Raw genomic sequence first — 24,745 nt, 5'->3', positions numbered from 1 at the left:
CAATCTCCCCCTCTTGCTTCGTCAAGTTTGAAAACTCGTCAAGAGCGATTTGACGATCAGATACCATCCGTCCACGAGCACGAACAGCGGGATCTTGAACGGCAGTGAGATCATGACGGGGGGCAGCATCATCATCCCGTTGGCCATCAGCGTACTGGCGACGTCCATCTCGATTACGAGGAAGGGAATAAAGATCTTCAATCCCATTTGAAACGCGGTCTTGAGTTCGCTGATCGCATAGGCGGGCACGAGCACCGTGATCGGAATATCCTGATAGGATGCCGGCTTCGCCGTCTTGGTGTAGTTCAAAAACAACAGCAGGTCCTTCTCGCGCGTATGCTTGTACATAAAAGCCTTCATCGGCACCGAAGCCTTCTCGAGAGCGACCGTCTGGGTAATCTCGCCTTTGAGATAAGGCTGTACCGCCTGTTCGTTCACCTGCGAGATCGTAGGAGCCATAATAAAAAAGGTCAAAAACAACGCAAGGCCGATCAGCACCTGATTGGGCGGCGTCGTCTGCGTGCCGAGCGAGGTGCGGACGAAGCCCAGCACGATGACGATTCGAGTAAAGCTCGTCATCAGCACGAGAATCGAAGGCGCCAGGCTGAGCACGGACAACATCAACAGCAGCGACAACGACGAAGCGCCTACGGGTTGGCTGCCGTCGCCGACCGAGATGTCGATGATCGGCTCGGCATAAACGGACGAAGCCGCCGCCAGCAGCGCGCCGGCGCTCACAACGAAACTAAATATAAATTTGCGCTTCATGGCTCTTCCGTCCGATCCGCTGGCCGGCTGTCCGACAGCAGGCGATCGACCTGCTGCTTGCGCTCGGACAGCTGACGCAGGCGTTTTTCCAACGTTTGTTCAAAGCTGCTCTCATCGGTTCCGCCCTCGGTGACGCCGGAGGATCCGGCATGTCCGTTCTTGCGGTTCATCCATTTCTTGAGCCATGGCGGAACCGGAGATTTGGCGGACGCATCGGCATGATCATATTGGGCGATAAGCGCCGCCACGACGTCGGGGTCGGTGATAGACTCCAGCAGCTGTACATTTTCCCCTACGCCCAGCACGTAGATGCGATTGTTCCACTCTACGATCTGCATCGATTTGTTCGTGCCAAGCGTCAATCCGCCGAGCGAGCGCATCGATCGGTTGATCCACCACCCGCGATTGCGTCTGCCGACGAATCGAAGCAGCATCACGATACCGCCGATCATGAGCAGCAGCACGAGCAGCACCCACAACATGTCCCAAGATGAAGTCATGCCGTTCGTTTGCCGATCAACCCAGCGTTTTTTTGATCGCTTCGATAACGCGGTCCGCTTGGAAAGGTTTTACGATAAAATCTTTGGCGCCCGCTTGGATCGCGTCGATGACCATCGCTTGCTGACCCATTGCGGAGCACATGATGACTTTGGCGTTGGAATCCATCTTGCGAATTTCCTTCAGCGCCGCGATCCCGTCCATTTCGGGCATCGTAATGTCCATCGTGATGAGGTCCGGGGACAATTCCTTGAATTTTTCGATCGCCTGCGATCCGTCTTGCGCCTCGCCGACGACCTCATAGCCGTTTTTCGTCAAGATGTCTCGGATCATCATACGCATGAATGCTGCGTCGTCCACGACCAAAATACGATTTGCCATAACGATTTCCTCCCAGAATACTGATTATTGGATTTTTTGAACGCGATCCCACTGACTGACGATGTCCGTCACCCGAACGCCGAAGTTTTCGTCGATGACGACGACTTCGCCTTTGGCGATGAGCTTGTTGTTGACCAGAATATCCACCGGCTCGCCGGCCAGCTTGTCCAGCTCGATGATCGAGCCTTGGGACAGCTCCAGAATATCCTTAATTTGTTTGTGCGTCCGGCCCAACTCTACTGTGACTCGCAGCGGTATGTCAAGCAAAAGATTCAAGTTGGTCTCATCCGCATGCGCGCCGCCGCCCGCGGGGAACCCCGCAAATTGTACGGGCTGCACGTTGACGTTGCGTCCGGCCGGTCCGCCAAGCGTTTGCGGCTGCTGCGGCGGCATGGCGTATGGCGGCTGCGCGTACTGCGGTTGAGCGTACTGCGGCTGCGCATACATCGGCTGCTGCGGCGGATAGCCCGGAGGCGGATAGGCGCCCGGAGGCGGGTAGTCGTACGCAGGCTGAGCCGGCTGCTGCGGCGCTGCAGCTTGCGGAGGCGGTGCGTACTGCGGCGCTTGCTGGGGCGGCGCGCTAGCTGCGCTAGGCTGCGGCGCAGGCGCTTGCGCTGCCTGAGCTGGCGCAGTAGCCGGAGCCGGCGATTCGTCGATGCTGCCGATCAAGGAGTGCACAAGCTCCTTGGCGAACGTTACCGTCAGCAGCTGCATAATGGTCGAATCGATCAAGTCGCCGATTTTCAGACGGAACGAGATTTTCACGAACACTTCGTCGGGCGGTATTTTTTCGATGCCGGTGTTTTTTTGTACGTCCATCACGTCGACCGCCGGCGGCGAGATGTTAACGAAGCGATTGAAAATCGTAGACATCGACGTCGCCGACGAGCCCATCATCTGATTCATCGCTTCCTGAACGGCGCTGATATGAATCTCGTTCAGCTCTTCCGTTTGCACGTTGCCTTCGCCGCCAAGCATCAGGTCGGCGATGACCTGGGCATCGTGCGTCTTAATGACAAGCGAGTTAATGCCTTCGAAGCCGTCTACATAATCCACGTGAACGGCCACATGCGGTCTTGGAAACTCGCTGACGAATTTGTCCCGGGAGATCATGGACACTTTGGGCGTCGTAATATCGACCTTCCTGCTCAGCAGCGTCGATAATGCGGTCGCTGCGCTGCCGAACGTGATGTTGCCGATCTCCCCGAGCGCGTCCTGTTCCAGCGGTGTGAGGAAGTCGTCGATATGCATCTCCGCCTTGGCGGCGGGCGCTTCTTCCTGATCGCCGGCGGACTGTCTCAGCAGGGCGTCAATCTCCTCCTGGGACAAGTAATCCTTACTCGTCATGGGCTTCTTCCACTCCTTCGTCGATGATCTCGAGGATCTGGACCGCGATCTTGTCTCGAACCGTGCCAGGACTGCCGATGTACTTCAGCTTGTCCCCGACTTTGATATCCAGGCCGCTGTCGACGCTCTTGCCGAGCGTAATGACATCGCCGACGCCAAGATTCAAAAACTCGTGGATCGAGATTTGAGAGGTTCCGAGCTCCGCCGTGATCGGCAGCTTCGCTTTCGTGACCCGCTGCTCCAACTGTTTAAACTCTTCGGGTGCGCGCGATTTCTTTTGCGATACGAACCAGTGATGTACCGAAAGCTTGGACATGATCGGCTCGATAACGACATGCGGTATGCACAAATTGATCATGCCCGTCGTATCGCCGATCTTGGTGCTGAGCGAGATCAAAGCGATGGTCTCGTTCGGGGAGACGATCTGCATGAACTGCGGGTTCGTCTCCAGCGCCTCTAGCCTCGGCTCGATATCGATGACGGTTTTCCAAGCTTCCTGCAGCGTCTCGAGCGCGCGGCTGAATATTTTCTCCATGATGATGTTCTCGATCTCCGTCAAGCTGCCGATCTTGGTCGGCGCAGTCCCCGTACCGCCCAGCAGCCTGTCTAGCATGGCGAATGCGACATTGGGGTGTACCTCCAGCACCATTCGTCCCTCGAGCGGCTCCGCTTCGAAAATGTTCAATATCGTCATCTTCGGAATGGATCGGATGAATTCGTCGTAAGGCAGCTGTTCGACCTGCACGACATTGATCTGAACGAACGTCCGCAGCTGAGCCGAAAAATAGGTCGTCAAAAACCTCGCAAAGTTTTCATGGATACGCGTCAAGCTTCGGATGTGGTCTTTGGAGAATCGCGTCGCACGTTTAAAATCGTACGCTCTGACCTTCTTCTGGGTATCTTCCTTGCGCAGCTCCTCCGCGTCCATCTCGCCTGAGGACAGCGCGGCCAGCAAGGCGTCGATCTCGTTTTGCGACAGAACGTCAACCAATGTTGTTCACCCCTTTCCCGTATCCGGCTCGACTCACAGCTCTTGCATTAAAAAGTTCGTAATACCGATCTTGACGACTTTGCCTTTGGTAAGCACCGGGTTGATCTCGTTCAAAAGCTCCGCCACCAGCTCGTCCTTGCCCTTCGTGCCCTGCATGTCGTCCGGCGTCGTATTCCAGAGCGCACGATTGATGATGGGCTTGATGACGCTCTCTTTGATCTCGTCGAATTCGGCTTTAGCTTTGGCGTTGTCTAGCTGAAAGGTAAACCCGAAGATGACGATGAAGTTCGTGTCGGACAGATTCGTTTTTATATCGTTTAAATCGGATGTGACCTTGCTCCGTTCTTCCGCGGAGAGCGCTTCGGCCTCTACGTGCTTCACGCTCTCCTGCACCGCCGCTTCCGTGTCGCCGGCGTCTTTCTTGCCGAAGAAGGTGGACCAGGAATAGAGCCCGGCAATCACTATTAACGTGATCGCCAGAAGCAGAGATACAAGCCAAGGCAACATTTTTTTCATGAAGAAGCTCCCTCCGTTTGCGTATCGGACGGACTCGTGAGCGCAGCCATGATGCCAATGCTTCTCAAGTAATGGCGAACGGAGCGGATCACATCCGAACTATTTTCGACGACGATGTATTTTTTGCCGGTCGTCAGCGTGACCAGCGTATCCGGCGTCTGCTCGATCGACTCGATCAACAGCGCATTGATAAAAAATTGCGTGCCGTTAAGCCGCGTGACGGCGATCATGGGAATCCCTCCGTGATTGGGGAGGGATTCCCCCTCCCGCGGTCATTCTAGCCGTGCGTAAATTCATATGAATCCGAATATTAAAGATTAACGCTTCAGGTTGACGACTTCTTCGAGGATCGAGTCGGACGTCGTGATGATGCGCGAGTTCGCCTGGAATCCGCGGTGCGCGACGATCATTTCCGTAAATTCGCTGGTCAGGTCCACGTTGGACATTTCCAGTTGTCCGGCGACGATCGTGCCCGTTCCTCGTTCTGCGTCCTGCGCAGCGCCAAGGTTCAGCTCGCCTTCCGGATTCGCGTTCGGCGTGACGCGGTACAGATTGCCGCCGATCTTCTCCAGGCCGCTCGGATTGACGACCTTGGCGACGCCGATCTGAATGCCTGTGTCCGTCTGGTTGCCGTCCTGGTCGATCGAGACGATGCTGCCGTTCTGCGAGATAGAGAACGAGGTTACGCCCTCATCCAGCGTGATCGGAGCGTCTCCGTCGGCGGATACGACGAACATGCCGTCGCCGTTAACCAATTGACGGTTCGCATCAAGCGTGAAGTTGCCCGCGCGCGTCAGATAAGTCGCATCGGAGTCGCCGCTCGGCTTGACTGCGAAAAATCCGTCGCCGTCGATCCGCAGGTCGGTCGGCACGTTTGTGGTCATCGCGCTTCCCGCCGTATGGATGTTGTCGATCGAAGCGACCGAGACGCCAAGGCCGATCTGCTTGGCGTTAACGCCGCCCGACGTTCCCTCGACCGGCGACGTGACGCCCGACATCGACTGGCTCAGGATGTCCTTGAACATCACGCGGCCCGCCTTGAAGCCGACCGTATTGACATTCGCAATGTTGTTGCCGATAACGTCGAGCTTGGTTTGGAATCCCCGCATGCCGGATACGCCCGAATACATGGAACGCAACATTAATCTTCACTCTCCATTTAAGTTTCCTTGGCAGACGAACCGCTTCCGTCATTCCACGGTTCAGGCCTCCTCGGGAGGTCCGGCCTTTATCTGCTTGGCTATTTTACGAAGACGGCGCTATCGATGTTGGTGAACACGTGCTGCTGCATCGATTTGTCGTCCATGGCCGTTACGACGGTGCGGCTCGGTACGTTAACGATCATCGCCACGTTCCGGTATAGCACGAGCGAGTCTTTGGCGCCCTTCGCGGACGCTTGATCCACGGCCGTTGCGATCGCGCTAAGCTGTTCGGGACCGAGCTTGATGCCCCGCTGGGACAGGCGCTGCTCGGCGTGATGGCTGAATTTCAGCGTTTCCGCCGCAAGCATCGTTTTAAAAGCATTGCCGCCGCTCGGCTTCGTTTCTTCAGCGTTGTGCAACCTTTGATGCGTCACAGCCGTCAAAGGAACGACGGATCTGCTCGGGTGTCCGACGTTCAGACCGGACAGCGGATCACTCACCAGTCTCCGCCTCGCCCTCCTGCGCGGCGATCGTCACGGACGTTAAGTCCTTTATCGCCACTTCGTCTTTACCGATAACGGCGAACTGGTCTCCGTTTTTCATTTTGATCGAATCGACGATGCCCGATTTCGTTACCGTTGCGCCGTCGTTCGTCTTGCCGAGCCATTCGACCTGTCTGCCGATGAGATTCGAGGCGAGCGCCGCGGACTGGCTCAGGCTATGCAACTCGGTAGCCATGTTCATCGTCTGTTCTAGCGAGGAGAAGGTCGCCATTTGCGCAATGAAGTCCTTGTCCTGCATCGGCTGCATCGGATCTTGATTTTGGAGCTGCGTCAGCAGGATTTTCATGAACTGATCCTTGCCCAGCTCCGCTCCCGCGCCGGTTGGTTCCGTTTTATTGTAGGTCGAATAGTTCGACCACACCGTTTTCGAGATCGTCGCCATCTTGTTGGGTCACCTCCCTGGTTCGCTTTAAGCCTTGACGTTAAGGGAACCGCCGAAGCCAGCTTCTCTTAATGTGGCGGATCGCTCAAGCTCTTCTTCGAATTCCTCCAACGTCTCCACGCCGTCCCGCGAACGCTTGGCTTCGCCGCCGCCCTGGGAGTTCTGTCTTCGCTGCTCCTGGTTCATGAACGAAGGGCTTTCCGCGGTCGGCTGCTGCTGCTGAACGACCTCGACCCGCTCTACCTGGATGCCTTGATTCTGGAGCGTCCCTCTAAGCTGGGCCATTTGGTTCTCGAGCAATTCCTTGGCGGCTTCATTGTGAGCAACGAACTGTGCGTTCAGGACGCCGTTCTGAATCGTCAGGCGGATCTGGACTTCGCCGAGATGCTCCGGATGCAAATTGATGTTTGCTTCGGAGATGCCGTTTCCGCTTGTCAGCTTAAACTGCTTGACAAGGAACTTGTCCATCTGTTCCGCGAACTGGCTGGCCGGCACCGTAACCTGCGCCTGCTGCTTCGCGCCGCTAGCTCCATCCGGTTGTACGCCTGTATCCGAGGCGATCGGCTGCCAATTAAGCGTGACCGGTTGCTCCGCCGTTTCTGCGGCTGCGTCAACAACCGTCGCTTGTTCGGTAGATAAGACACCGCCTTGGGCCGCCGAAGCTTGCAGGTTCCAATAGACGACCGGCTCCTTAAAAACCGGGAAGGATCGTTTAACCTCGTTCTGCGAGGCTCCGGCATCCGCCTTGTTAGCGTTCGGTTCGGCGGACTGGACGGCAGTCGATCCTTGCGTCGATCCGACGGACTTGCGATCGGTTTTGTTAATGGGAAGAACTGGCTGCTCTGTTTGCAAAACTTGCTGAATTCCCGCTCCGGCTTCAGCTGCCGCAGCCGTCGAGAGCTGACCGTTCTGCAGCATCGTTCGCAGCGTTTGGATGACGTCGCGCAGCGCTGGCATGATGACAGAAGCTTGAGCCTGCTCTGCGAGCGGCGCATTCGTCGCGGCTCCGCTATGCCCTTCATCGGACGCAGCATTCCCCGCAGCCGCTTGCCCCGCATTTTGCTGCAGCATCGATTGCAGGCTGGCCAGCAGTTCCGCCATTTTTTGAAGCAGCGAATCAGATGGCTGAATCTCCTGCTCAACCTGGGAGAGCTTGTTCTCCAATCCGTTAAGCAGCTGAGAAAGCTCGTTTTCCCCATCCGTTGCATTTTCGCTATCGGCATTTGCGGGAGATGCGCCAAGCACGGCCGTCAACATACCGAGCAAGCCGGCCATCGGATTGGACGGAGCATTTTCCGTGCTGCCGGCCGTTACGGCCGAATCGATCTTTTGCACAAGCACGCCTTGAAAGATGCCGGTAGCTGCTGCGTTTTTGGACGCGCCCGTGCCGCCTCCATTCGCGGTTGCAGTCGCATTCGTCGATTGAACATTCATTGTTTTCACCTCCCTTCCCATGCACTAAGGCAGGCAAACATCAAGGATTCGCCGGCACAAGCTTGCCTACGAGCTTCGCCGTCTTCTCCGCATCCTTATTCGACATGGCCGTGAGCACGCCGGATCTGGCCGTATTGTCCATCGCGCTCAGAATTCGCAGCGTTTTTGTCTGCTCGGACGATGCCATTTGCAGCAGGAGCTCAGCCGCGCTGGTCGCGTCCATCGAAGAAAACGTGCTTGCGAGCGCCGAGCTGTCCAACGAGCTCGATGCCGTCTTCGTCTGGCTTTCCAACTGCTTGATTCTCGCCTGGAGCGCCGCGATCTGCTGGTTGGTCACGCCGTCCGAATCCTTCAGGCGCATCGTAATGTCCGCGGCCACCGCCGGCGTCATCTTTTCGAGAATGCGGCCTCTTGAGGCATCGTTCATCGCGCCCATGACGAGCGCCGCCTCTTCCGCAGTCAGACTCTCCATAATCGGCGCCGCTTTGCCAGGCGTCATCTTGCCGTACATATCCGCCAGCGAACGAATCTTGGCCTGGTAGGCATCCTGATTGATCTGATGATCGCTCGACTGCTTGTCGAGCGCGGCGATTTTTTCCTGAAGGTCGGCGATCGTCTTTTGCTGCGTGACGCTTTTGGCATCCGCCGCTTTGAGCGCCGCGTCGCGCTGATTCAGCAACGCCTGAAGCTCGGCCAGCTTCGACCGCGCTTCGCTCACCGATTCGACTTCCGATTGCTGGGCGGGATCCGCAGTGCTCTTCACGTCGGGCACGAGCGAATCGATGACCGGTATTTGATTGCCGATCTTTTGCGCCTTCTCTCGCAGGGACGGATTAAAGATGATGAGAAGCACGAGCAGCAGTATCGCCGTAAAAACGATCGGCGTTATAAAAAAGAGAAAACGTTCAAAGCCGGAATAGCCGCTTTTTTCCGCACTGGCATCCGCCACGGCCTTCCCCTCCATTCAACAAGCTGACTAAGCTACCTTCTGGCCGAAGCTCTCCGCAGCGCAATCTCGTCCAGTTCGTTCTGTTCGCGAAGGAGCGCTTCCTGCCGGTACTTTTGCAGCGATTTGGAGCGTGCGTTTTGCCATACCTTCTCGTCCATCATCTTGTCGGTGAGGAAAACCTGACGCTGCTGGACATGCTCTTCGGCCGCTCGCACGCCTTGTCTTTGTTGCCTGATCCTGTCGTCCAAAAAAGAGATGTAATCTTGCAGCAGGTGAAGCTCCGCGAGCGCCGTCGGCCTGGACGAGCGTTCGGTCAGCTCCTGTTCGTAAGCGCCGCGTTCCTGCCGGAGCTGATCGAGCTGTTCTTCTTCGCTTCTAAGGCGTCCGAGCGACGCAGCATACTCCCATTCCGCCATCGATTTCTCGCTTCCCTTAAGATCTACGATCTTTTGCAATGGATATCGGAATCGCAAGAACACTCAGCCTCATCTCTTGTAGAAGTCAATGACCAACCGTTCCTGCGCCTGCTGCAGCGTCATCTTTTCCGTTGTTCGCTGCCTGCAGTAATCGTTGATGGCGTCGATAAATTGAATGGCTTTGTCGATCTGCGGGTTGGTCCCCCGCTGATAAGCGCCGATATTGATCAAATCCTCCGAGTCCCGGTACACCGACAGCAGACGCTTTAATTGTTCTGCGGCCTCCTGCTGCTCGCTGGCGACGATATCCTTCATAACCCGGCTGATGCTGGCCAGCACGTCGATAGCCGGGAAGTGTCCTTTGTGGGCCAGATGCCTGCTCAAAACGATGTGGCCGTCCAAAATGCCTCGTACGGCATCCGCGATCGGTTCGTTCATATCGTCGCCGTCCACCAGCACGGTATAGAACGCGGTAATCGATCCCGTAGGTCCCGTTCCCGCACGTTCGAGCAGCTTGGGCAGCGCCGCAAAAACCGACGGCGTATATCCGCGCGTCGCCGGCGGCTCCCCGATGGCAAGTCCGACCTCGCGGAGCGCCATTGCGTACCGCGTGACCGAGTCCATCATCATCATGACGTTCATGCCCCGGTCCCGGAAGTACTCTGCGATCGACGTGGCAATGAGCGCCCCTTTGATCCGGATCAAAGCGGGCTGATCGGAAGTCGCCACGATGACGACGGAACGGGCGAGCCCTTCGGGCCCGAGGTCGCGCTCGATAAATTCGAGCACCTCCCGCCCCCGCTCTCCGATCAGTGCGATGACGTTGACGTCCGCGGATGTGTTGCGCGCGATCATGCCGAGCAGCGTGCTCTTGCCGACACCGGAGCCTGCGAAAATGCCCATTCGCTGGCCTTGCCCGACGGTCAGCAGGCCGTCGATGCAGCGTACGCCCGTACCCAACGGATCGGTCACGCGTGGACGCTTGAGCGGGTTGCTCGGTACGCTCTGGGTCGAATACCTCGGCATTCGGGCCGGCAGTCTCCCGCCGTCGAGCGGTCTGCCGAGTCCGTCCAGCACTTGTCCGAGCAATTCGGATCCGACCTGCACGGTAAGCGGCCTGCCGGTCGCAACGACGTCGCAGCCCGGTCCGATCGCCTGAAGTTCGCCGAGCGGCATCAGTAGCACGCGATTGTCGCGAAAGCCGACGACCTCCGCCTCGATCGGCGAGCCGCCGCGAACCGGATAGATCAGGCAAACTTCGCCGATCGCCGCATCCGGGCCTTCGGACTCTACGGTGAGGCCGATAATCTGGGCCACTTTTCCGTTTACGCGAACCGGATCGATATGCTTGAGCGCTTCGGCGTATTTTGCGAGATCAAGCCCCATCCGGGTTCGCCCCTTCTTCGGAAGAATGAGCCGCGATCTGCAGCAGCTCCTCGCGAATCGTCTCCAGCTGCGTGTCGACTCTTGCATCGATGCTGCCGTAAGCCGAGCGGATCACGCAGCCTCCGCCCCGAACCGTCGGGTCCGGGACGATTTGAAGCTCCGCTTGCGAATCGACGGACAGCGCGAGCTCATCCTTGGCCGCTTCGACGAATTCGAACTGCTCCGGCGCAACGCATAAAGTGATCGTCCCCTGCTCCTTGCGCCGCGCCAAAGTCTGCTTCATGAGATCCAGCGCCGTCTCCGGCGCACTCTCCAGCGCGCCGCGAACGATTTTCCCGGCAATGTCGCAGCTTAGCTCGACGACGAACCGCTCCGCCTCGGCGATGATTCTCGCCTTGGCCTCGTACGCTTGCGACACGACGCGCTGCGCTTCCTGCATCATCTGATCCAATCTGGCCAGCGTCTGATGCTCGGCCTGCTCGGCGCCGCTCGCGAAGCCTTCCTCATACCCTCTGCGCTTGGCTTCCTCTACGAACTCGGCATCCTCGGCACGCCGCTCCTCCCACCAGGCCGCCGCTCCCGCTTCGGCTTCGGCTTGAATTCGGCTCGCTTGCTCGGACGCGTCCTGAAGGATGCTCTTCGCCGTCTCCTCGGCATCCGCCAATATTCGGTCTTTCAGCTGAAGCGTCTCTTCGTCGACCGCTTCTCCATCGTCCGCTTGCGTGCCGCCCGCCTTCATCGACTGTGCGACGAACCGAATTTGCTCCAGTTGCTTCAGCTGTTCGACCGAAATGACATGAGAGGATTTGATCAGATTAGACAATGATATCGTCTCCTCCGCCGCGAGCGATGATAATCTCGCCGGACTCTTCGAGTCTGCGGATCGTCGCTACGATGCGTGTCTGCGCTTCTTCGACGTCGCGCAGCCGGACGGGGCCCATATATTCCATTTCTTCGCGGAACGTCTCTGCCATGCGCTTCGACATGTTGCGGAAAATCGCGTCCCGCACTTCCTCGCTCGCGACCTTGAGCGCCAACTGCAGATCGGGGCTTTCGACGTCGCGAATGATCCGCTGGATCGAACGATTGTCGAGATTGACGATATCCTCGAACACGAACATGCGTTTCTTGATCTCTTCGGCGAGCTCCGGATCCTGAATTTCGAGCGAATCGAGAATCGTCCGTTCCGTACCGCGGTCTACGCCGTTCAAAATCTGAACGATCGCTTCGATACCGCCGGCATTCGTGTAATCCTGGGTGACGGTCGAGGAAAGCTTCTGCTCGAGCACCCGCTCCACTTGCGCGATGACATCGGGCGAAGTGCTGTCCATTAACGCGATTCTTCTCGCAACGTCGGCTTGCTTTTCGGTCGGCAGCGAAGACAGGACCGCCGAAGATTGCTCGGGCGCAAGATAAGAGAGCACAAGCGCGATCGTTTGCGAGTTTTCGTTTTGAATGAAGTTGAGAATTTGCGTCGGTTCCGCCTTGCGAGCGAAGTCGAAAGGCCTGACCTGAAGCGTCGCCGTCAGACGGTTCAGAATGTCGTTCGCCTTTTGCGAACCGAGCGCTTTCTCGAGTATTTCCTTGGCGTACGTAATGCCGCCCTGCGTCAAGTATTCCTGCGCCACACATATTTGATGGAACTCGCTGAGGATCGATTCCTTCTCGATGTGATCGACCTTGCGGACGTTGGCGATTTCGAGCGTGAGCTGCTCGATCTCTTCTTCCCGGAGATGCTTAAAAACTTGAGCCGACACTTCCGGTCCGAGCGTGATGAGCAGAATTGCCGCCTTTTGCCGGCCGCTGAGCTGCATTTGCGTTCCTTTAGCCATGTATGCCACCTCTATTCATCCACCAGCCATGTGCGCAAAAGATTGACGAATTCGTCCGGCTTGCGCTTCGCGAGCCCTTCAAGCTGCTTGCGGACCTGGCTCTCGTTCGTGACGCTCTCGATGTCGATCGTCGGCAGTTCGGCGCGAGGCGCGTCGAGTTGCTCCTGTGCGGCTGCGGCTTCGGCGGCTTCCCTTGCGTTTTTGCGTCTGCGATAGACGAGATATCCGGCACCGCCCAGCAGCGCAAGCGCCGCGACGCCGATGCCCGCGAGCCAAAGCGACGATGCGGATACGCCTCCGCTCCCGACCGCATCATCGGAGAACTCCTGCGAGACGACCGATACGCGATTCGCAAGGTCAGCGTCCGACAGCGTTTGTCCGGAATCGGCAAGCAAGATCCGAACGTTGTTGCGAAGCATCTGCTCAAGCTGCGTTTGCCTCTCCGGCGTCATGACCGTCGAATCGACGGCGACGCTGATCGCGAGATCCTTGACCTGGTAAGGTGCGTATGCGATGTTCGTCGTTTCGCGACTCGGTTCGTAGTTTGTCGTGCTACTCGAACTCTCTGAGCTCGCAGTGCCAGTCGTACCGCCAGATGGATAGTTCGGGACGTCGGTCGAACCGGTGCCAGCGACTCCGCCAGCCGTGCCCGTACCGCCGGTCGTCGATTCGCTTTGCGTTTGCTCAGTTATGATGATACCTTTGTTGTCGTTGTTGTCGAGCGGCTTGACCAGATTAAGCTGCGTAGACCTCTGATCGAAGTTTAAAGTCGATACGACGCTGACGACAAAGTTGTCCATGCCGACTGTCTTGGCCAATATCGATTGAATGTTCGTCTTCACGCCGCTCTCGTATTGCTTCTGAATCGCAAACTGCTCGTCGAGCGCGCTGCCTCCGACCGCCCCCGTCCCGCCAAGCTTGGCAGACGGCGCGAGGTCTCCTGTCGTGCTCGTAATGGTGATCCCGTCGTATTCGAGGTTAGGTACCGAAGTCTTCACCAGCTTGTAGTAGCTGTCGATCTCTTCTTGCTTCGGCCGGTATCCGGGCTTGAAGGTGATCTGCACGGAAGCCGTGGCCAGCTCCTTGTCCGAATCGTTCAGAAACACGGACTCTTCGGGAAGGTTGATCAGCACCTTCGCTTTCTTTACGCCCTGCATGCCTTGGAGCAGCTGCTGCACTTCGCCGTTCAGCGCGTTGCGGTACTTCACCTTGAATTCCTGATCGGTCGTGCCGATCGTCGAGGAAGACTTGCTCAGCTCCTCGAAGCCGATGCTGCCGTTCTGTACGAGACCTTGCGAGCCGACATCCACTCTCACTTTGTCGGCCGATGCGCTCGGAACGGATATGCTCGTGCCGCCTTCTCCGAGCTTGTATGGAATGCCGCTGCCGTTCAAATATTCCATGATGGCCGCGGCGTCGCCGCTGTCGAGATCCTGAAAGGCCAGCTCGTATTCCGTACGCGTCAGCAAATACGAGATAAAGATGATAAAAATCAGGATAAATGCTGCGGAAGAAGCTAAAATCCACTTTTGCTTTTTACTGTATTGATTCCAAAAGCCGATCAGTCTGTCTCTGAAGCGGGCCCATCTTTCGTTCACAATTTCACCTCATCTGCGGACTTTGGATGCTCGTCTAACCCAAGTTACATCTGCATCCGCATGACTTCTTGGTAGGCCTCGACCACTTTGTTGCGAACCTGGGCGGTCAACTCGAGACTGAGCTCGGCTTTGGTGGATGCGATCATCACGTCGCTCACATCCGCATTCCCCACTATAAATTGATCGGTTACGGCATGAGAATTTTGCTCTTGGGCGGCGACGCTATCTACGGCCTTTTTGAGGAAATCTGCAAAGCTTGCCGTCGCCTCGGACGGCGTCGTCCCGGCCTGCGCGTTTTGAAGCTGGGTCATCGGCGCGGCAGATATGCCGGAGGCGCCCAAAAGATTATTAATAATCATGTTTCAATCCATCCTCGCGTGGGTAATGATGTTCAGGTAAACCGGATTCCATACATAAAATTAAGTATTTCTGCCGATTTCAAGCGTTTTGGAAAACATCGATTTGCTTGCGTTGAGGGCCGTGACGCTGGCTTCGTAGGAGCGCGTGGCCGAGATCATATCGACCATTTCCTTAAGCACGTCGACGTTGGGCATGCTGACCATGCCATTCGCGTCGGCGTCCGGATGCGTAGGATTGTAGACTTGCTTGAATGGCGTCTGATCGTCGGTGATCGCCGTCACCTTTACCCCTTGGGCGCCGGTAGCGTCCAGCTTGTCGTTCAGTAAGTTCTGGAACGTCGTGTCGACCGGGGCGACCTCTACCATTTTTCGTCTGTAGGGAACGAACTTGCCGTCGACGTACGAAGCGCGCGTCGTCTCCGCATTCGCGATGTTCGACGAGATGACGTCCATGCGCAGCCTTTGCGCAGTTAAGGCGGAAGCGCTGATATCGAAGCTTCCTAAAATCATTAATGCCCCTCCTCGTGCGGGTCTTTGGTCGATTCAAAACGAACGCTTATTTGCCCAAGCCGATACGCATCATTTTGACGTCGTGATTCAGCTGCTGGACATAGAGGGAATACCGCAGTTGATTTTCCGCAAGCTTGGTCATCTCGCTGTCGATATCCACGTTGTTGCCGCTGTTGTTGAATGCCGTCGTCTTGTCCGACGTCACCTTTGCGTCCGGAAGCGATCCCAAAGCGCCGATTGCAATATGTCTCGGATCTGTCCGCTTCCCGATCAGTGTCGGTTGCCCGCTGTTGTCCATCGCCTGGCTCAGCAGTTGCTCGAATTGAACGTCCGACCTTTTAAAATTAGGCGTATCGACATTGGCCACATTGTTTTGCAGAACGCTCTGCCTTAACGAAGCCGCATGCAATGCGCCCTCGAGCCGCTGGTAGCTCACGCCGCTCAGCAAATCCATGTCTCTATCCCCTTTATTAAAATTCTGTAACTTCTCTAATAATAACTTCGTCCTCAAAATCCAAATTCCTCTTTTTTTTCGACAAAGTATTCATAGGAAGTGGAAAAACGTCGATATATAGGAGATTAAAAAATTCTAAAGATATCATCTATTAGCGGGCCTAATATGACAATAAGAAAAAAGCCCTAATCTTCAAAATGAGATTAGGGCTTTCGATTTGGGGATGTCAGGTTTTTCTGGACGCCAATTCCGGGAGCAGCTTCGGATTCATAATTCGAATGTAAGTGCCCTTCATGCCGAGAGAGCGAGTCTCGATGACCCCGGCGCTCTCCAATTTTCGCAGCGCGTTTACGATAACCGAACGCGTGATGCCGGCTCGATCGGCGACCTTCGAAGCGACGAGCAGCCCTTCTTTTCCTTCTAATTCTTCGAAGATCTGGTCGACCGCCTCCAATTCGCTGAACGATAACGAGCTCACCGCAATCGCGACTACCGTCTTGCTGCGGGACTCGAGCTCGGCTTCCTCGGCGCGTTCCCTTAAAATTTCCATCCCAATAATTGTCGAACCGTACTCCGCGAGGATGAGATGATCGTCTCCGAAATGGCCGCCTTCACGGGCAAGGACTATAGTCCCTAATCGATCCCCGCCTCCAATAATTGGCACTATTGTGACATTTGTTCCGACGAACGCCGCTTCCACTGGTGCTAGGTACTCATATACATCAATGTCTACCGCCGTCGCCTCAACTCGCAATAGCCGCGCGTTCGTTTCGTTCGGAAAGCGGTACTCGGCCTGCCCCTCTTGCTTCAGCATCCAATCCTGAAAATGCGAAGGCAATGCGGCCCCCAATATTTTTCCGCGCCTGCTGACGACGAATACGCCGCCCGTAAGCGTTCCCCGCAAGCCTTCCGCCATTTCGCGAAAGCTTAGCGACTTCCCGGCGGCCTTCTGCAGCAGCGCGTTCAGCGAGCGGGTTTTTTCCAACAGCGTCATGACGGCTTCCTCCTGCCTGACTTAAGCAACGGTTTTACAATATATATTGGCTTAAATCGCGATTGCTCGCAATCGTACCGAGCTTTTCCCGCACGTATTCCGGCGTAATCTCGAGACGTTCGAGCTGAAGCTCCGGCGCCTCGAAGGACAAATCCTCCAGCAGCTTTTCCAAAAGCGTATGCAGCCGGCGCGCGCCGATGTTCTCGGTATTGCGGTTCACGTCCTGCGCCATGTTCGCCAGCTCGGATATCGCCTCCCGCGTGAATTCAACCTCGATGCCTTCGGTACTTAGCAATGCCGCGTATTGCTTCGTCAGCGCGTTCTCGGGCTCGGTCAAGATTCGAACGAAGTCTTCGTCCGTCAAACTGCTGAGCTCGACACGAATAGGGAAGCGGCCCTGGAGCACGGGAATCAAATCCGACGGCTTCGCGACGTGAAAAGCGCCCGCGGCAATAAACAGAATATAATCCGTCTTGACGGGACCGTACTTGGTGACGACGGTCGAGCCTTCCACGATGGGCAAGATGTCGCGCTGAACGCCCTCACGCGACACGTCGGGCCCTTGCCCGCGGCCGTTGCTGGCAATCTTGTCGATCTCGTCGAGAAAGATGATGCCCGATTGCTCGGCGCGCCGCACCGACTCGGAGACGACCTCGTCCATATCGATCAGCTTGCTCGCCTCTTCCTGTACGAGCACCTTGCGGGCGTCCCGAACGGGCAGCTTGCGCTTTTTACGCTTTTTGGGCATGAACTGGCTCAGCATTTCCTGCATGTTTTGGCCCATCTGCTCCTGGCCGGGTCCGGAAAACAGATCCATCATCGACGGCGTCTGGTCTTCGACCTCGACCTCGACAAGCTCGTTCTCGAGTTTGCCGCTCTCTAGCTTGTTCAACAGGTCTGCGCGCTTGGAGACAAGATCAGGATCCACGGGATCGGGTTCTTCGGCCTGGGCGTTCGAATTGCCGCCGAACAGCATCTCCAGCGGATTGCGCTGCGACTTCGCCTTGACCGGAGAAGGCGCGAGCAGCGCAGCCAAACGCTCGTTGGCCGCACGGACGGCCTTGTCCTTGACCTTTTCCGTCCGCTCTTCCTTAACCATGCGGATCGAAGTTTCGACGAGATCCCGGATCATCGATTCGACATCGCGTCCTACGTAGCCGACCTCCGTAAACTTCGTCGCTTCAAGCTTGATAAAAGGCGCATGGACGAGCTTCGCAAGCCGGCGGGCGATCTCCGTCTTGCCGACGCCGGTCGGTCCGATCATCAAAATGTTTTTGGGCACGACTTCATCCCGAAGCTCGTCGGGAAGTCTGCTGCGGCGATACCGATTGCGCAGCGCGACGGCTACCGAACGCTTGGCGGGTTTTTGACCTACGATATATTTGTCCAGCTCGGCCACGATCTGCCGCGGGGTAAGTTGGTCGTTCATCGCTATCCCTCCATTTGTCCGATTCAAATCTCTTCGACGACCAGATTGTCGTTCGTAAATACGCAAATCTCGGAAGCGATCTGCAGCGAGTTTCTTGCGATCTCTGCAGCCGTCAGCTGCGGCGCGTGGCGCTTAAGCGCTCGGGCCGCGGACAAGGCGAAGCTGCCGCCGGAGCCGATCGCCAGAATGCCGTCGTCGGGCTCGATCACTTCACCGTTTCCGGACAGGAGCAGCATGCCCGAAGCGTCAACGACAAGCAGCATCGCTTCAAGGCGACGCAGCACGCGATCCGAGCGCCAATCCTTGGCTAGCTCTACGGCCGCCCGTTGCAGGTTGCCATGATGCTCCTCCAGTTTGCCTTCGAACTTTTCGAACAACGTAATCGCGTCTGCGACCGAGCCGGCAAAACCGGCAAGCACCTGGCCGCGGTACAGCCGGCGAACCTTTTTGGCGGAAGCCTTCATGACCATGCTATTGCCGAACGTGACCTGGCCGTCCCCCGCGATCGCGCCTTTTCCGTTGTGTCTGACCGCGCAGATCGTCGTCGCGTGAAAAGTTGCGTCCATGCTTGTTCCTCCCTCTCGTATCTCTTTGAAATCATGCATCGCTCATTGTCTAACATTGACTTGAAAATGGAAGACGACAGGCATTGCGCCAAAGAAGCGGTCAGCTCATCGCACGCTGCCGCCGCCTCGACTGCCTATAGCTCTATGAGCCCACCAACCGCGACTCTTCGGCAAATGACCGGACCGCCTCAAGCGCGCGTTCCGCGATCGCCTCGTTTTTCTCTTTTTTGCTCTTCACCTTTCTGCCGAGCGGCGGGAACAAACCGAAGTTCGCGTTCATCGGCTGGAAATGGCGGAAATCGGCCGTCGTAATATAATGCGCCATACTGCCAAGCGTCGTGTGCTCGGGGAGCGTGACCGGCTCCAGCCCTCGCGCGAGTCTGCCCGCATTTAAGCCGGCGATCATGCCGGAGGCCGCCGATTCGACGTAACCCTCAACGCCGGTCATTTGTCCTGCGAAAAAGAGCGTCTCTCTTTCGCGGTATTGATATGTAGGCTTCAGCAGCTTAGGAGAATTAATGAACGTGTTCCGATGCATGACGCCATAACGGACGAACTCGGCGTTTTCAAGGCCGGGAATCAACGAAAAGACCCGCTTCTGCTCGCCCCATTTGAGATGGGTCTGGAAGCCGACGAGGTTGAACAGCGTGCCCGCGGCATTGTCCTGCCGCAACTGAATGACGGCGTGCGGCAGCTTGCCCGTTCGGGGATCGACCAGCCCGACCGGCTTCATCGGACCGAACAGCACCGTCTGTTTGCCGCGGCTTGCCATCACTTCGATTGGCATGCAGCCCTCGAAGTACATTTCCTTCTCAAAATCTTTGATTTCGGCCGTCTCGGCCGTGGTGAGCGCTTCGTAAAACGCGTCGAATTGCTCCTCGGTCATCGGGCAGTTCAAATAGGCCGCTTCGCCTTTGTCGTAGCGCGAAGCCAAAAATACTTTATCCATGTCGATCGAATCTTTTTCGACGATCGGCGCCGCTGCGTCGTAGAAGTAAAAATACTCTTCGCCGAACAATTCCTTGATTTGCGCGGACAGCTCGGGAGAGGTCAACGGACCGGTCGCGATCACGACGATTCCGTCTTGCGGAATGTCGGACAGCTCTTCGTTGACGACAGTGACGAGCGGATGCTCGCGCAAGCGGCTCGTCACTTCGCCGGAGAAGCCTTCCCGATCGACGGCCAGAGCGCCGCCGGCAGGCACCGCATGACGATCGGCCGCCGAAAGGATCAGCGAACCCATCAATCTCATTTCTTCTTTAAGTACCCCGACCGCATTGGTCAGGCCGTTGGCTCTTAAGCTATTGCTGCACACGAGCTCGGCGAACCGGTCGGTATGATGCGCCGGCGTCTTGCGAACCGGCCTCATCTCATACAGCTTGACCGGCACGCCTTGCGAAGCGATCTGCCAGGCCGCTTCGCTGCCGGCAAGTCCCGCTCCTACTACCGTCACGACTGGAAATGAATTCACGATCAGTTACCTCCTGCCCTGCAAATGCATTCGGCTCTCACGACCTGCAAGACGCGCTTGCGATCTGGAGAGCCGCCTTGTTTAGTCAAGCGCTTCTTCGAGTTCCGCCGCTTCCTCCTGATGCGTGCAGGCGGTGCAGTGCCATTCTGTCTGACCCCGCACGCGTTTTTCCACCATCATGCCGCCGCAATCGGGACATGGCTTCGGCACCGGCTTATCCCACGAGACGAAGTCGCATTCCGGATACTTGTCGCAGCCGTAAAACATGCGTCCTTTTTTGCTGCGCCGCTCGACGACTTGCCCGCTCTTGCATTTCGGACATGTGACGCCGGTGGCCTTGACGATCGGCTTCGTATTGCGGCATTCGGGAAAGCCCGAACAAGCGAGAAACTTGCCGAACCTTCCCATCTTGTAAACCATCTGGCTTCCGCATTTTTCGCAAATCTCGTCGGAAGGCTCGTCTTTGATTTCGATTTCCTTCATTTCTTCTTCGGCGACTTCAAGCCGCTTCTCGAACGACTTGTAAAACTCGCCGATGACGTCGACCCAATCTTCCTTGCCGTCTTCGACATGGTCGAGGTCGTCTTCCATATGCGCCGTAAACTCGGCATCGAGTATTTCCGGGAAAAACTCCTCCATGAGCTGAATGACCAACTCGCCCAGCTCCGTCGGGAAAAACTTCTTTTCCTCGATGGCGACATAGTTGCGCTTTTGGATCGTCTCCAGCGTCGGCGCATAAGTACTCGGACGGCCGATGCCAAGCTCTTCGAGCGATCTGACCAGACGCGCTTCGGTGTACCGCGGCGGCGGCTGCGTAAAATGCTGCTTCGGCTCGACGGACTCGGTGAGCACCTTGTCGCCGGTCGTCAGGGCCGGCAGCAGCCTTTCTTCATCGGGCGTATCGTCATCGCTGCCTTCGACGTACACCTTCATAAAGCCGGCAAACTTCAGCTTGGAGCCCGCCGCGCGGAATGTCGCTTCCCCGCTCAGCAGGTCGACCGTCATCGTGTCGAGCACGGCGGAAGACATTTGACTTGCGACGAAGCGCTCCCACACGAGCTTGTACAGGCGGAGCTGATCGCGCGACAGAAACTGCTTGACCTCTTCGGGCGTGCGCAGCACCGAGGTCGGTCTGATCGCCTCGTGCGCGTCTTGGGCGTTGGCGTTCTTTTTTAAATAGACGCGGGGCGTCTCCGGATAAAAGCTCGCGCCGTATTTTTCCACGATATAATCTTTGGCTTCCTCTTGGGCGATCGGAGAGATACGCGTCGAGTCCGTACGCATGTACGTGATAAGACCTACCGTGCCTTCTGCGCCGAGATCGACGCCTTCGTACAGCTGCTGGGCGACCTGCATCGTCTTGGAGGCGCGGAAGTTCAGCTTGCGCGCCGCTTCCTGCTGCAGGGAGCTCGTAATAAACGGCGGCGAAGGGTTGCGCTGCCTTTCCTTTTCCTTAATCTCGCCGACGGTAAAGGGATTGTCGCCGATCTTCTCCAGCACCTTGTTGACGTCGGCTTCCGTGTGCAGCTCGCTTTTGTCGCCGGCCAGCGAATGGAACTTCGCTTCAAACGCCGACGCGCCCTGCTTCAAGTGGGCGGTGATGCTCCAATATTCGACAGGCTCGAACGCTTTGATCTCGTTTTCCCGGTCCATGACCAGCTTCACCGCGACGGATTGAACGCGGCCCGCGCTCAATCCCTTCTTCACCTTTTTCCAAAGAAGCGGGCTGATCTTGTAGCCGACCAGACGATCGAGCACGCGCCTGGCTTGCTGTGCATTCACGAGATCCATATTGATCGGACGAGGCGTCTTGAACGCGTCCTTGACCGCCTGCTTCGTTATTTCATTAAATACGACGCGGCAAGCGTCCTTTTCGTTCAACTCCAAATAATGGGCGAGATGCCATGCGATCGCTTCGCCTTCGCGATCGGGGTCGGCCGCGAGATAGACGCGCTTCACCCGCTTGCTGGCGTCCTTCAGCTCTTTGAGGACGCTTCCCTTGCCTCTGATCGTTATATATTTCGGTTGAAAATCGTTTTCCACTTCCACGCCGATCTGGCTTTTCGGCAAATCGCGGATGTGCCCCATGGATGCCTTGACGATAAACTTGCTGCCTAAGTACTTGCCTATCGTCTTGGCCTTGGCCGGGGATTCTACGATGACGAGTGAATCCGCCACGTCAAAACCTCCTCTCCTACGGTCAACGGGCCCCTGGCTGGACCGTCGTCCGCTGAAAATTCGGAATCGACGGGCCGGCTCAAAGGGCTATATATACGGAACCGGGCTGCTGGTGTATTCGTTGCTTTATTTGTAAAGATATCAGAACCGCGTGTAAAAGTCCAAACGTGAGGCCGCTGCGATGACTTAATTCCTCGGCGGAAGCCGGTCCGTCGGACAACAAACGGTAGATGCGCGCCTCCTGCTCCGTCAGCTCGGGTTCGCTGTACGAAGGCATTTCGGGAATTCGAACGCCGCCCAGATAGCGCCGGTAATGCTTGATCACATCCTCGGCTTCGAGCACTTGTGCCGCCGCTCCGTCCCGAAGCAGTTCAAGCGTGCCGCGGCTTCTCGGCGAATTGATCGGACCGGGCACCGCGAACACGTCGCGGTTCTCCTTGATCGCTTCGTTCGCCGTAAGCAAAGCCCCGCTGCGCGACGCCGCTTCCACGACGACTACCCCGAGCGACAATCCCGCGATGATTCGATTGCGCATCGGAAACATGCCCGGATGAATCGGGACGTCCGGCGGCGTCATCGAGACGATCAGGCCCTCTTCCGCAATACGCTTGTAGAGCATGCGGTTTTCCGGCGGGTAGACGACATCGGCCGGCGAGCCGAGCACCGCCACCGTCCCGCCTTTGCCGCGAAGAGCGCCGACATGCGCGGCGGCATCGATCCCTTTGGCCATTCCGCTCGTCACCGCGAGTCCCGCATGGCTGAAGGCGGCGGATAAATCCTCGGCTGCGCGCTTGCCGTATATCGTCGCTTGCCGCGTGCCGACGACGGCGACTTGCGGCCTAGCAAGCAATTCCAATCGACCAATATAATAGAGCACCCAGGGCGGCCTGTAAATATGCCGAAGCAAATCCGGATAATCCGGATCCATCTCCGTCACGACGGATAGTCCTGATCTCTCCCATCTGGCGCGACGCTGCTCCATTCGGCAATCGTCCAAACTGGCGGCGATCGCCTCCGCGCGACGAGCGGACAGGCCTAATTCCCGCCAGTCGCCCGGCCTTCGCAGAGCGGCGTCCCTCAAACCGTCTTTTGCCATAATCGTATTGATCGTTTCCCAGCCGACGCCTTCCGTCTCATGAAGCGCCGCCAGCGTATCGCGCATCTGATCGAACAATCCGGACACAACCTTTCCGCTTTTCAAAAAAACAAACAGCCCTCCACGCTCCGATGGGAGCGCGGAAGGCTGCCTGCCGTCCGAAAAATCAAATATAGGATCTAAAAATCAGCTTTTGCACTTTTCCAGCATGCCGCGCTCTTCGAGCACTGCGACCAAAGTCGCGCCCATGTCGGAAGGCGTCGGCGCAACGCGAATGCCGCATTCCTCGAGCACTTTGATCTTCTCGGCCGCGGTGCCTTTGCCGCCGGAAATGATCGCGCCGGCATGGCCCATGCGCTTGCCGGCAGGCGCCGTCGCGCCGCCGATGAAGCCGACGACAGGCTTAGTCATATTAGCCTTGACCCACTCTGCCGCTTCTTCTTCGGCCGTTCCGCCGATTTCGCCGATCATGATGACCGCATACGTATCCGGGTCTTCGTTGAACAGGTTCAAAATGTCGATGAACTCGGAGCCTTTGACGGGGTCGCCGCCGATGCCGACCGCGGACGATTGGCCGATGCCGCGCGTCGTCAATTGATGAACGGCTTCGTACGTCAGCGTGCCCGAACGGGATACGACGCCGACGTGGCCCTTCTTGTGAATATATCCCGGCATGATGCCGATCTTGATCTCGTCCGGCGTGATGACGCCCGGGCAGTTCGGTCCGATCAGACGCGTCTTCTTGCCTTCCATGTAGCGCTTGACCTTGACCATGTCCAGCACCGGAATGCCTTCGGTGATGCAGATGACAAGATCAAGCTCGGCGTCGACCGCTTCGATAATCGAATCGGCGGCGAACGGAGGCGCGACGTAAATGACGGACGCGGTCGCGCCGGTCTCGGCGACGGCTTCGCGAACCGTGTTGAAGATCGGCAGCGTTACCTTTGTGCCGTTCTCCAGATCGAAATCGATCGTTTGGCCGCCCTTGCCCGGCGTAACGCCGCCGACCATTTGCGTGCCGTATTCGAGCGCGCCTTTGGCGTGAAACGCGCCCGTCGCCCCCGTGATGCCTTGGGTAATGACCTTCGTATTTTTATCGATCAAGATGCTCATGACTTCACACTCCCCGGTTCTCCCTGATTATTTCACCAGCGCGACGATCTTCTGGGCGCCGTCCGACATCGAATCCGCGGCCACGATATTAAGGCCGGAGTTGTTCAAAATTTCCTTGCCGAGCTTGACGTTCGTGCCTTCGAGACGAACGACGAGCGGCTTGTCGAGGCCCAGCTCGCGCGCAGCCGCGACGACGCCCTCGGCAATGTTGTCGCACTTCATGATGCCGCCGAAGATATTGACGAAGATGCCCTTCACGTTCGCGTCGGACAGGATGATCTTGAACGCTTCGGTGACTTTCTCCTTCGTCGCGCCGCCGCCGACGTCGGGGAAGTTGGCCGGCTCGCCGCCGGAATATTTGGTAATGTCCAT

Annotated in this window: 27 protein-coding genes and 1 pseudogene; all 28 read right to left on the bottom strand. The window is 57.1% G+C overall.

What is annotated here, in order from left to right; translation table 11 throughout:
• Positions 1-21: 21 nt before the first annotated feature.
• On the bottom strand, positions 22-768 hold the full coding sequence (gene fliP / locus KVT38_RS22190) for a flagellar type III secretion system pore protein FliP (protein WP_217595929.1): 747 nt from the start codon (positions 766-768) through the stop codon (positions 22-24).
• Positions 765-1,268: a flagellar biosynthetic protein FliO gene (locus KVT38_RS22185; protein WP_217595928.1), complete on the bottom strand. Its 504-nt coding sequence runs from the start codon at positions 1,266-1,268 to the stop codon at positions 765-767. The genes fliP and KVT38_RS22185 overlap by 4 nt, the downstream gene beginning before the upstream one ends.
• Positions 1,269-1,284: 16 nt before the next feature.
• Positions 1,285-1,647, bottom strand: coding sequence for a response regulator (locus KVT38_RS22180; RefSeq protein WP_090117377.1), 363 nt, complete (start codon positions 1,645-1,647; stop codon positions 1,285-1,287).
• A 24-nt stretch (positions 1,648-1,671) separates the two neighbouring features.
• The gene (gene fliY / locus KVT38_RS22175; protein ID WP_217595927.1) at positions 1,672-2,994 is read right to left on the bottom strand and encodes a flagellar motor switch phosphatase FliY; all 1,323 of its coding nucleotides are present in this window, start codon (positions 2,992-2,994) and stop codon (positions 1,672-1,674) included.
• Positions 2,984-3,985, bottom strand: a complete 1,002-nt coding sequence (gene fliM / locus KVT38_RS22170) for a flagellar motor switch protein FliM (RefSeq protein ID WP_217595926.1) — start codon at positions 3,983-3,985, stop codon at positions 2,984-2,986. The genes fliY and fliM overlap by 11 nt, the downstream gene beginning before the upstream one ends.
• A 33-nt stretch (positions 3,986-4,018) precedes the next feature.
• Positions 4,019-4,501, bottom strand: a complete 483-nt coding sequence (locus tag KVT38_RS22165) for a flagellar basal body-associated FliL family protein (RefSeq protein WP_217595925.1) — start codon at positions 4,499-4,501, stop codon at positions 4,019-4,021.
• Positions 4,498-4,731 carry a flagellar FlbD family protein gene (locus KVT38_RS22160; protein WP_217595924.1) on the bottom strand — a complete coding sequence of 78 codons (234 nt, stop codon included), beginning with the start codon at positions 4,729-4,731 and terminating at the stop codon, positions 4,498-4,500. Before KVT38_RS22160 ends, KVT38_RS22165 begins: the two co-directional genes overlap by 4 nt.
• A gap of 87 nt (positions 4,732-4,818) precedes the next feature.
• Complete coding sequence (flgG, locus tag KVT38_RS22155; RefSeq protein WP_217595923.1) at positions 4,819-5,643, bottom strand: flagellar basal body rod protein FlgG; 825 nt, start codon at positions 5,641-5,643, stop codon at positions 4,819-4,821.
• Between the two features lie 98 nt (positions 5,644-5,741).
• On the bottom strand, positions 5,742-6,143 hold the full coding sequence (locus KVT38_RS22150; RefSeq protein WP_368859150.1) for a TIGR02530 family flagellar biosynthesis protein: 402 nt from the start codon (positions 6,141-6,143) through the stop codon (positions 5,742-5,744).
• Positions 6,136-6,588 carry a flagellar hook assembly protein FlgD gene (gene flgD / locus KVT38_RS22145; RefSeq protein WP_217595922.1) on the bottom strand — a complete coding sequence of 151 codons (453 nt, stop codon included), beginning with the start codon at positions 6,586-6,588 and terminating at the stop codon, positions 6,136-6,138. The genes KVT38_RS22150 and flgD overlap by 8 nt, the downstream gene beginning before the upstream one ends.
• Before the next feature lie 27 nt (positions 6,589-6,615).
• Positions 6,616-8,022 (bottom strand): flagellar hook-length control protein FliK, encoded by a 1,407-nt coding sequence (locus tag KVT38_RS22140; protein WP_217595921.1) that lies wholly within the window; start codon positions 8,020-8,022, stop codon positions 6,616-6,618.
• Between the two features lie 40 nt (positions 8,023-8,062).
• The gene (locus KVT38_RS22135) at positions 8,063-8,971 is read right to left on the bottom strand and encodes a MotE family protein (protein WP_217595920.1); all 909 of its coding nucleotides are present in this window, start codon (positions 8,969-8,971) and stop codon (positions 8,063-8,065) included.
• A gap of 32 nt (positions 8,972-9,003) precedes the next feature.
• On the bottom strand, positions 9,004-9,450 hold the full coding sequence (gene fliJ, locus KVT38_RS22130; protein ID WP_368859149.1) for a flagellar export protein FliJ: 447 nt from the start codon (positions 9,448-9,450) through the stop codon (positions 9,004-9,006).
• Positions 9,451-9,456: 6 nt separating this feature from the next.
• The gene (gene fliI, locus KVT38_RS22125; protein WP_217595918.1) at positions 9,457-10,773 is read right to left on the bottom strand and encodes a flagellar protein export ATPase FliI; all 1,317 of its coding nucleotides are present in this window, start codon (positions 10,771-10,773) and stop codon (positions 9,457-9,459) included.
• Positions 10,763-11,596 carry a FliH/SctL family protein gene (locus KVT38_RS22120; protein ID WP_217595917.1) on the bottom strand — a complete coding sequence of 278 codons (834 nt, stop codon included), beginning with the start codon at positions 11,594-11,596 and terminating at the stop codon, positions 10,763-10,765. Before KVT38_RS22120 ends, fliI begins: the two co-directional genes overlap by 11 nt.
• Positions 11,589-12,605 (bottom strand): flagellar motor switch protein FliG, encoded by a 1,017-nt coding sequence (gene fliG / locus KVT38_RS22115; RefSeq protein ID WP_217595916.1) that lies wholly within the window; start codon positions 12,603-12,605, stop codon positions 11,589-11,591. The genes KVT38_RS22120 and fliG overlap by 8 nt, the downstream gene beginning before the upstream one ends.
• An 11-nt stretch (positions 12,606-12,616) precedes the next feature.
• Complete coding sequence (fliF, locus tag KVT38_RS22110; RefSeq protein WP_217595915.1) at positions 12,617-14,203, bottom strand: flagellar basal-body MS-ring/collar protein FliF; 1,587 nt, start codon at positions 14,201-14,203, stop codon at positions 12,617-12,619.
• Positions 14,204-14,247: 44 nt separating this feature from the next.
• The gene (gene fliE, locus KVT38_RS22105; protein WP_217595914.1) at positions 14,248-14,562 is read right to left on the bottom strand and encodes a flagellar hook-basal body complex protein FliE; all 315 of its coding nucleotides are present in this window, start codon (positions 14,560-14,562) and stop codon (positions 14,248-14,250) included.
• A gap of 60 nt (positions 14,563-14,622) precedes the next feature.
• Entirely contained in the window at positions 14,623-15,072 is a 450-nt protein-coding gene (flgC, locus tag KVT38_RS22100; RefSeq protein ID WP_217595913.1) for a flagellar basal body rod protein FlgC, read from the bottom strand.
• A 46-nt stretch (positions 15,073-15,118) separates the two neighbouring features.
• The gene (flgB, locus tag KVT38_RS22095; protein WP_217595912.1) at positions 15,119-15,526 is read right to left on the bottom strand and encodes a flagellar basal body rod protein FlgB; all 408 of its coding nucleotides are present in this window, start codon (positions 15,524-15,526) and stop codon (positions 15,119-15,121) included.
• A gap of 226 nt (positions 15,527-15,752) precedes the next feature.
• Positions 15,753-16,520, bottom strand: coding sequence for a GTP-sensing pleiotropic transcriptional regulator CodY (gene codY, locus KVT38_RS22090; RefSeq protein ID WP_217595911.1), 768 nt, complete (start codon positions 16,518-16,520; stop codon positions 15,753-15,755).
• A 34-nt stretch (positions 16,521-16,554) separates the two neighbouring features.
• Positions 16,555-17,949, bottom strand: a complete 1,395-nt coding sequence (gene hslU, locus KVT38_RS22085) for an ATP-dependent protease ATPase subunit HslU (RefSeq protein ID WP_217595910.1) — start codon at positions 17,947-17,949, stop codon at positions 16,555-16,557.
• Positions 17,950-17,972: 23 nt separating this feature from the next.
• Positions 17,973-18,515: an ATP-dependent protease subunit HslV gene (hslV, locus tag KVT38_RS22080; protein ID WP_217595909.1), complete on the bottom strand. Its 543-nt coding sequence runs from the start codon at positions 18,513-18,515 to the stop codon at positions 17,973-17,975.
• A 142-nt stretch (positions 18,516-18,657) separates the two neighbouring features.
• Complete coding sequence (gene trmFO, locus KVT38_RS22075) at positions 18,658-19,986, bottom strand: FADH(2)-oxidizing methylenetetrahydrofolate--tRNA-(uracil(54)-C(5))-methyltransferase TrmFO (protein WP_217595908.1); 1,329 nt, start codon at positions 19,984-19,986, stop codon at positions 18,658-18,660.
• A gap of 81 nt (positions 19,987-20,067) precedes the next feature.
• On the bottom strand, positions 20,068-22,164 hold the full coding sequence (gene topA, locus KVT38_RS22070) for a type I DNA topoisomerase (RefSeq protein WP_217595907.1): 2,097 nt from the start codon (positions 22,162-22,164) through the stop codon (positions 20,068-20,070).
• Positions 22,165-22,243: 79 nt separating this feature from the next.
• Entirely contained in the window at positions 22,244-23,365 is a 1,122-nt protein-coding gene (gene dprA, locus KVT38_RS22065) for a DNA-processing protein DprA (RefSeq protein WP_254639443.1), read from the bottom strand.
• Positions 23,366-23,446: 81 nt separating this feature from the next.
• Positions 23,447-24,373, bottom strand: a complete 927-nt coding sequence (gene sucD, locus KVT38_RS22060) for a succinate--CoA ligase subunit alpha (protein ID WP_217595906.1) — start codon at positions 24,371-24,373, stop codon at positions 23,447-23,449.
• A gap of 27 nt (positions 24,374-24,400) precedes the next feature.
• Positions 24,401-24,745 (bottom strand): annotated as a pseudogene (sucC, locus tag KVT38_RS22055) (succinate--CoA ligase subunit beta); the annotation flags it as partial.

The organism is Cohnella sp. GbtcB17 (genome assembly GCF_019091135.1).
Taxonomy (GTDB): Bacteria; Bacillota; Bacilli; order Paenibacillales; family Paenibacillaceae; genus Cohnella.
This window is presented reverse-complemented; position numbering and strand designations above follow the sequence as displayed.

Bases quoted from the DNA above. Each gene is read 5' to 3' on its own strand.
- fliP (WP_217595929.1), bottom strand. From the start codon at position 768: ATGAAGCGCAAATTTATATTTAGTTTCGTTGTGAGCGCCGGCGCGCTG.
- KVT38_RS22185 (WP_217595928.1), bottom strand. From the start codon at position 1,268: ATGACTTCATCTTGGGACATGTTGTGGGTGCTGCTCGTGCTGCTGCTC.
- KVT38_RS22180 (WP_090117377.1), bottom strand. From the start codon at position 1,647: ATGGCAAATCGTATTTTGGTCGTGGACGACGCAGCATTCATGCGTATG.
- fliY (WP_217595927.1), bottom strand. From the start codon at position 2,994: ATGACGAGTAAGGATTACTTGTCCCAGGAGGAGATTGACGCCCTGCTG.
- KVT38_RS22165 (WP_217595925.1), bottom strand. From the start codon at position 4,501: ATGAAAAAAATGTTGCCTTGGCTTGTATCTCTGCTTCTGGCGATCACG.
- KVT38_RS22160 (WP_217595924.1), bottom strand. From the start codon at position 4,731: ATGATCGCCGTCACGCGGCTTAACGGCACGCAATTTTTTATCAATGCG.
- flgG (WP_217595923.1), bottom strand. From the start codon at position 5,643: ATGTTGCGTTCCATGTATTCGGGCGTATCCGGCATGCGGGGATTCCAA.
- flgD (WP_217595922.1), bottom strand. From the start codon at position 6,588: ATGGCGACGATCTCGAAAACGGTGTGGTCGAACTATTCGACCTACAAT.
- KVT38_RS22140 (WP_217595921.1), bottom strand. From the start codon at position 8,022: ATGAATGTTCAATCGACGAATGCGACTGCAACCGCGAATGGAGGCGGC.
- fliI (WP_217595918.1), bottom strand. From the start codon at position 10,773: ATGGGGCTTGATCTCGCAAAATACGCCGAAGCGCTCAAGCATATCGAT.
- fliG (WP_217595916.1), bottom strand. From the start codon at position 12,605: ATGGCTAAAGGAACGCAAATGCAGCTCAGCGGCCGGCAAAAGGCGGCA.
- fliE (WP_217595914.1), bottom strand. From the start codon at position 14,562: ATGATTATTAATAATCTTTTGGGCGCCTCCGGCATATCTGCCGCGCCG.
- flgC (WP_217595913.1), bottom strand. From the start codon at position 15,072: ATGATTTTAGGAAGCTTCGATATCAGCGCTTCCGCCTTAACTGCGCAA.
- flgB (WP_217595912.1), bottom strand. From the start codon at position 15,526: ATGGATTTGCTGAGCGGCGTGAGCTACCAGCGGCTCGAGGGCGCATTG.
- codY (WP_217595911.1), bottom strand. From the start codon at position 16,520: ATGACGCTGTTGGAAAAAACCCGCTCGCTGAACGCGCTGCTGCAGAAG.
- hslU (WP_217595910.1), bottom strand. From the start codon at position 17,949: ATGAACGACCAACTTACCCCGCGGCAGATCGTGGCCGAGCTGGACAAA.
- hslV (WP_217595909.1), bottom strand. From the start codon at position 18,515: ATGGACGCAACTTTTCACGCGACGACGATCTGCGCGGTCAGACACAAC.
- sucD (WP_217595906.1), bottom strand. From the start codon at position 24,373: ATGAGCATCTTGATCGATAAAAATACGAAGGTCATTACCCAAGGCATC.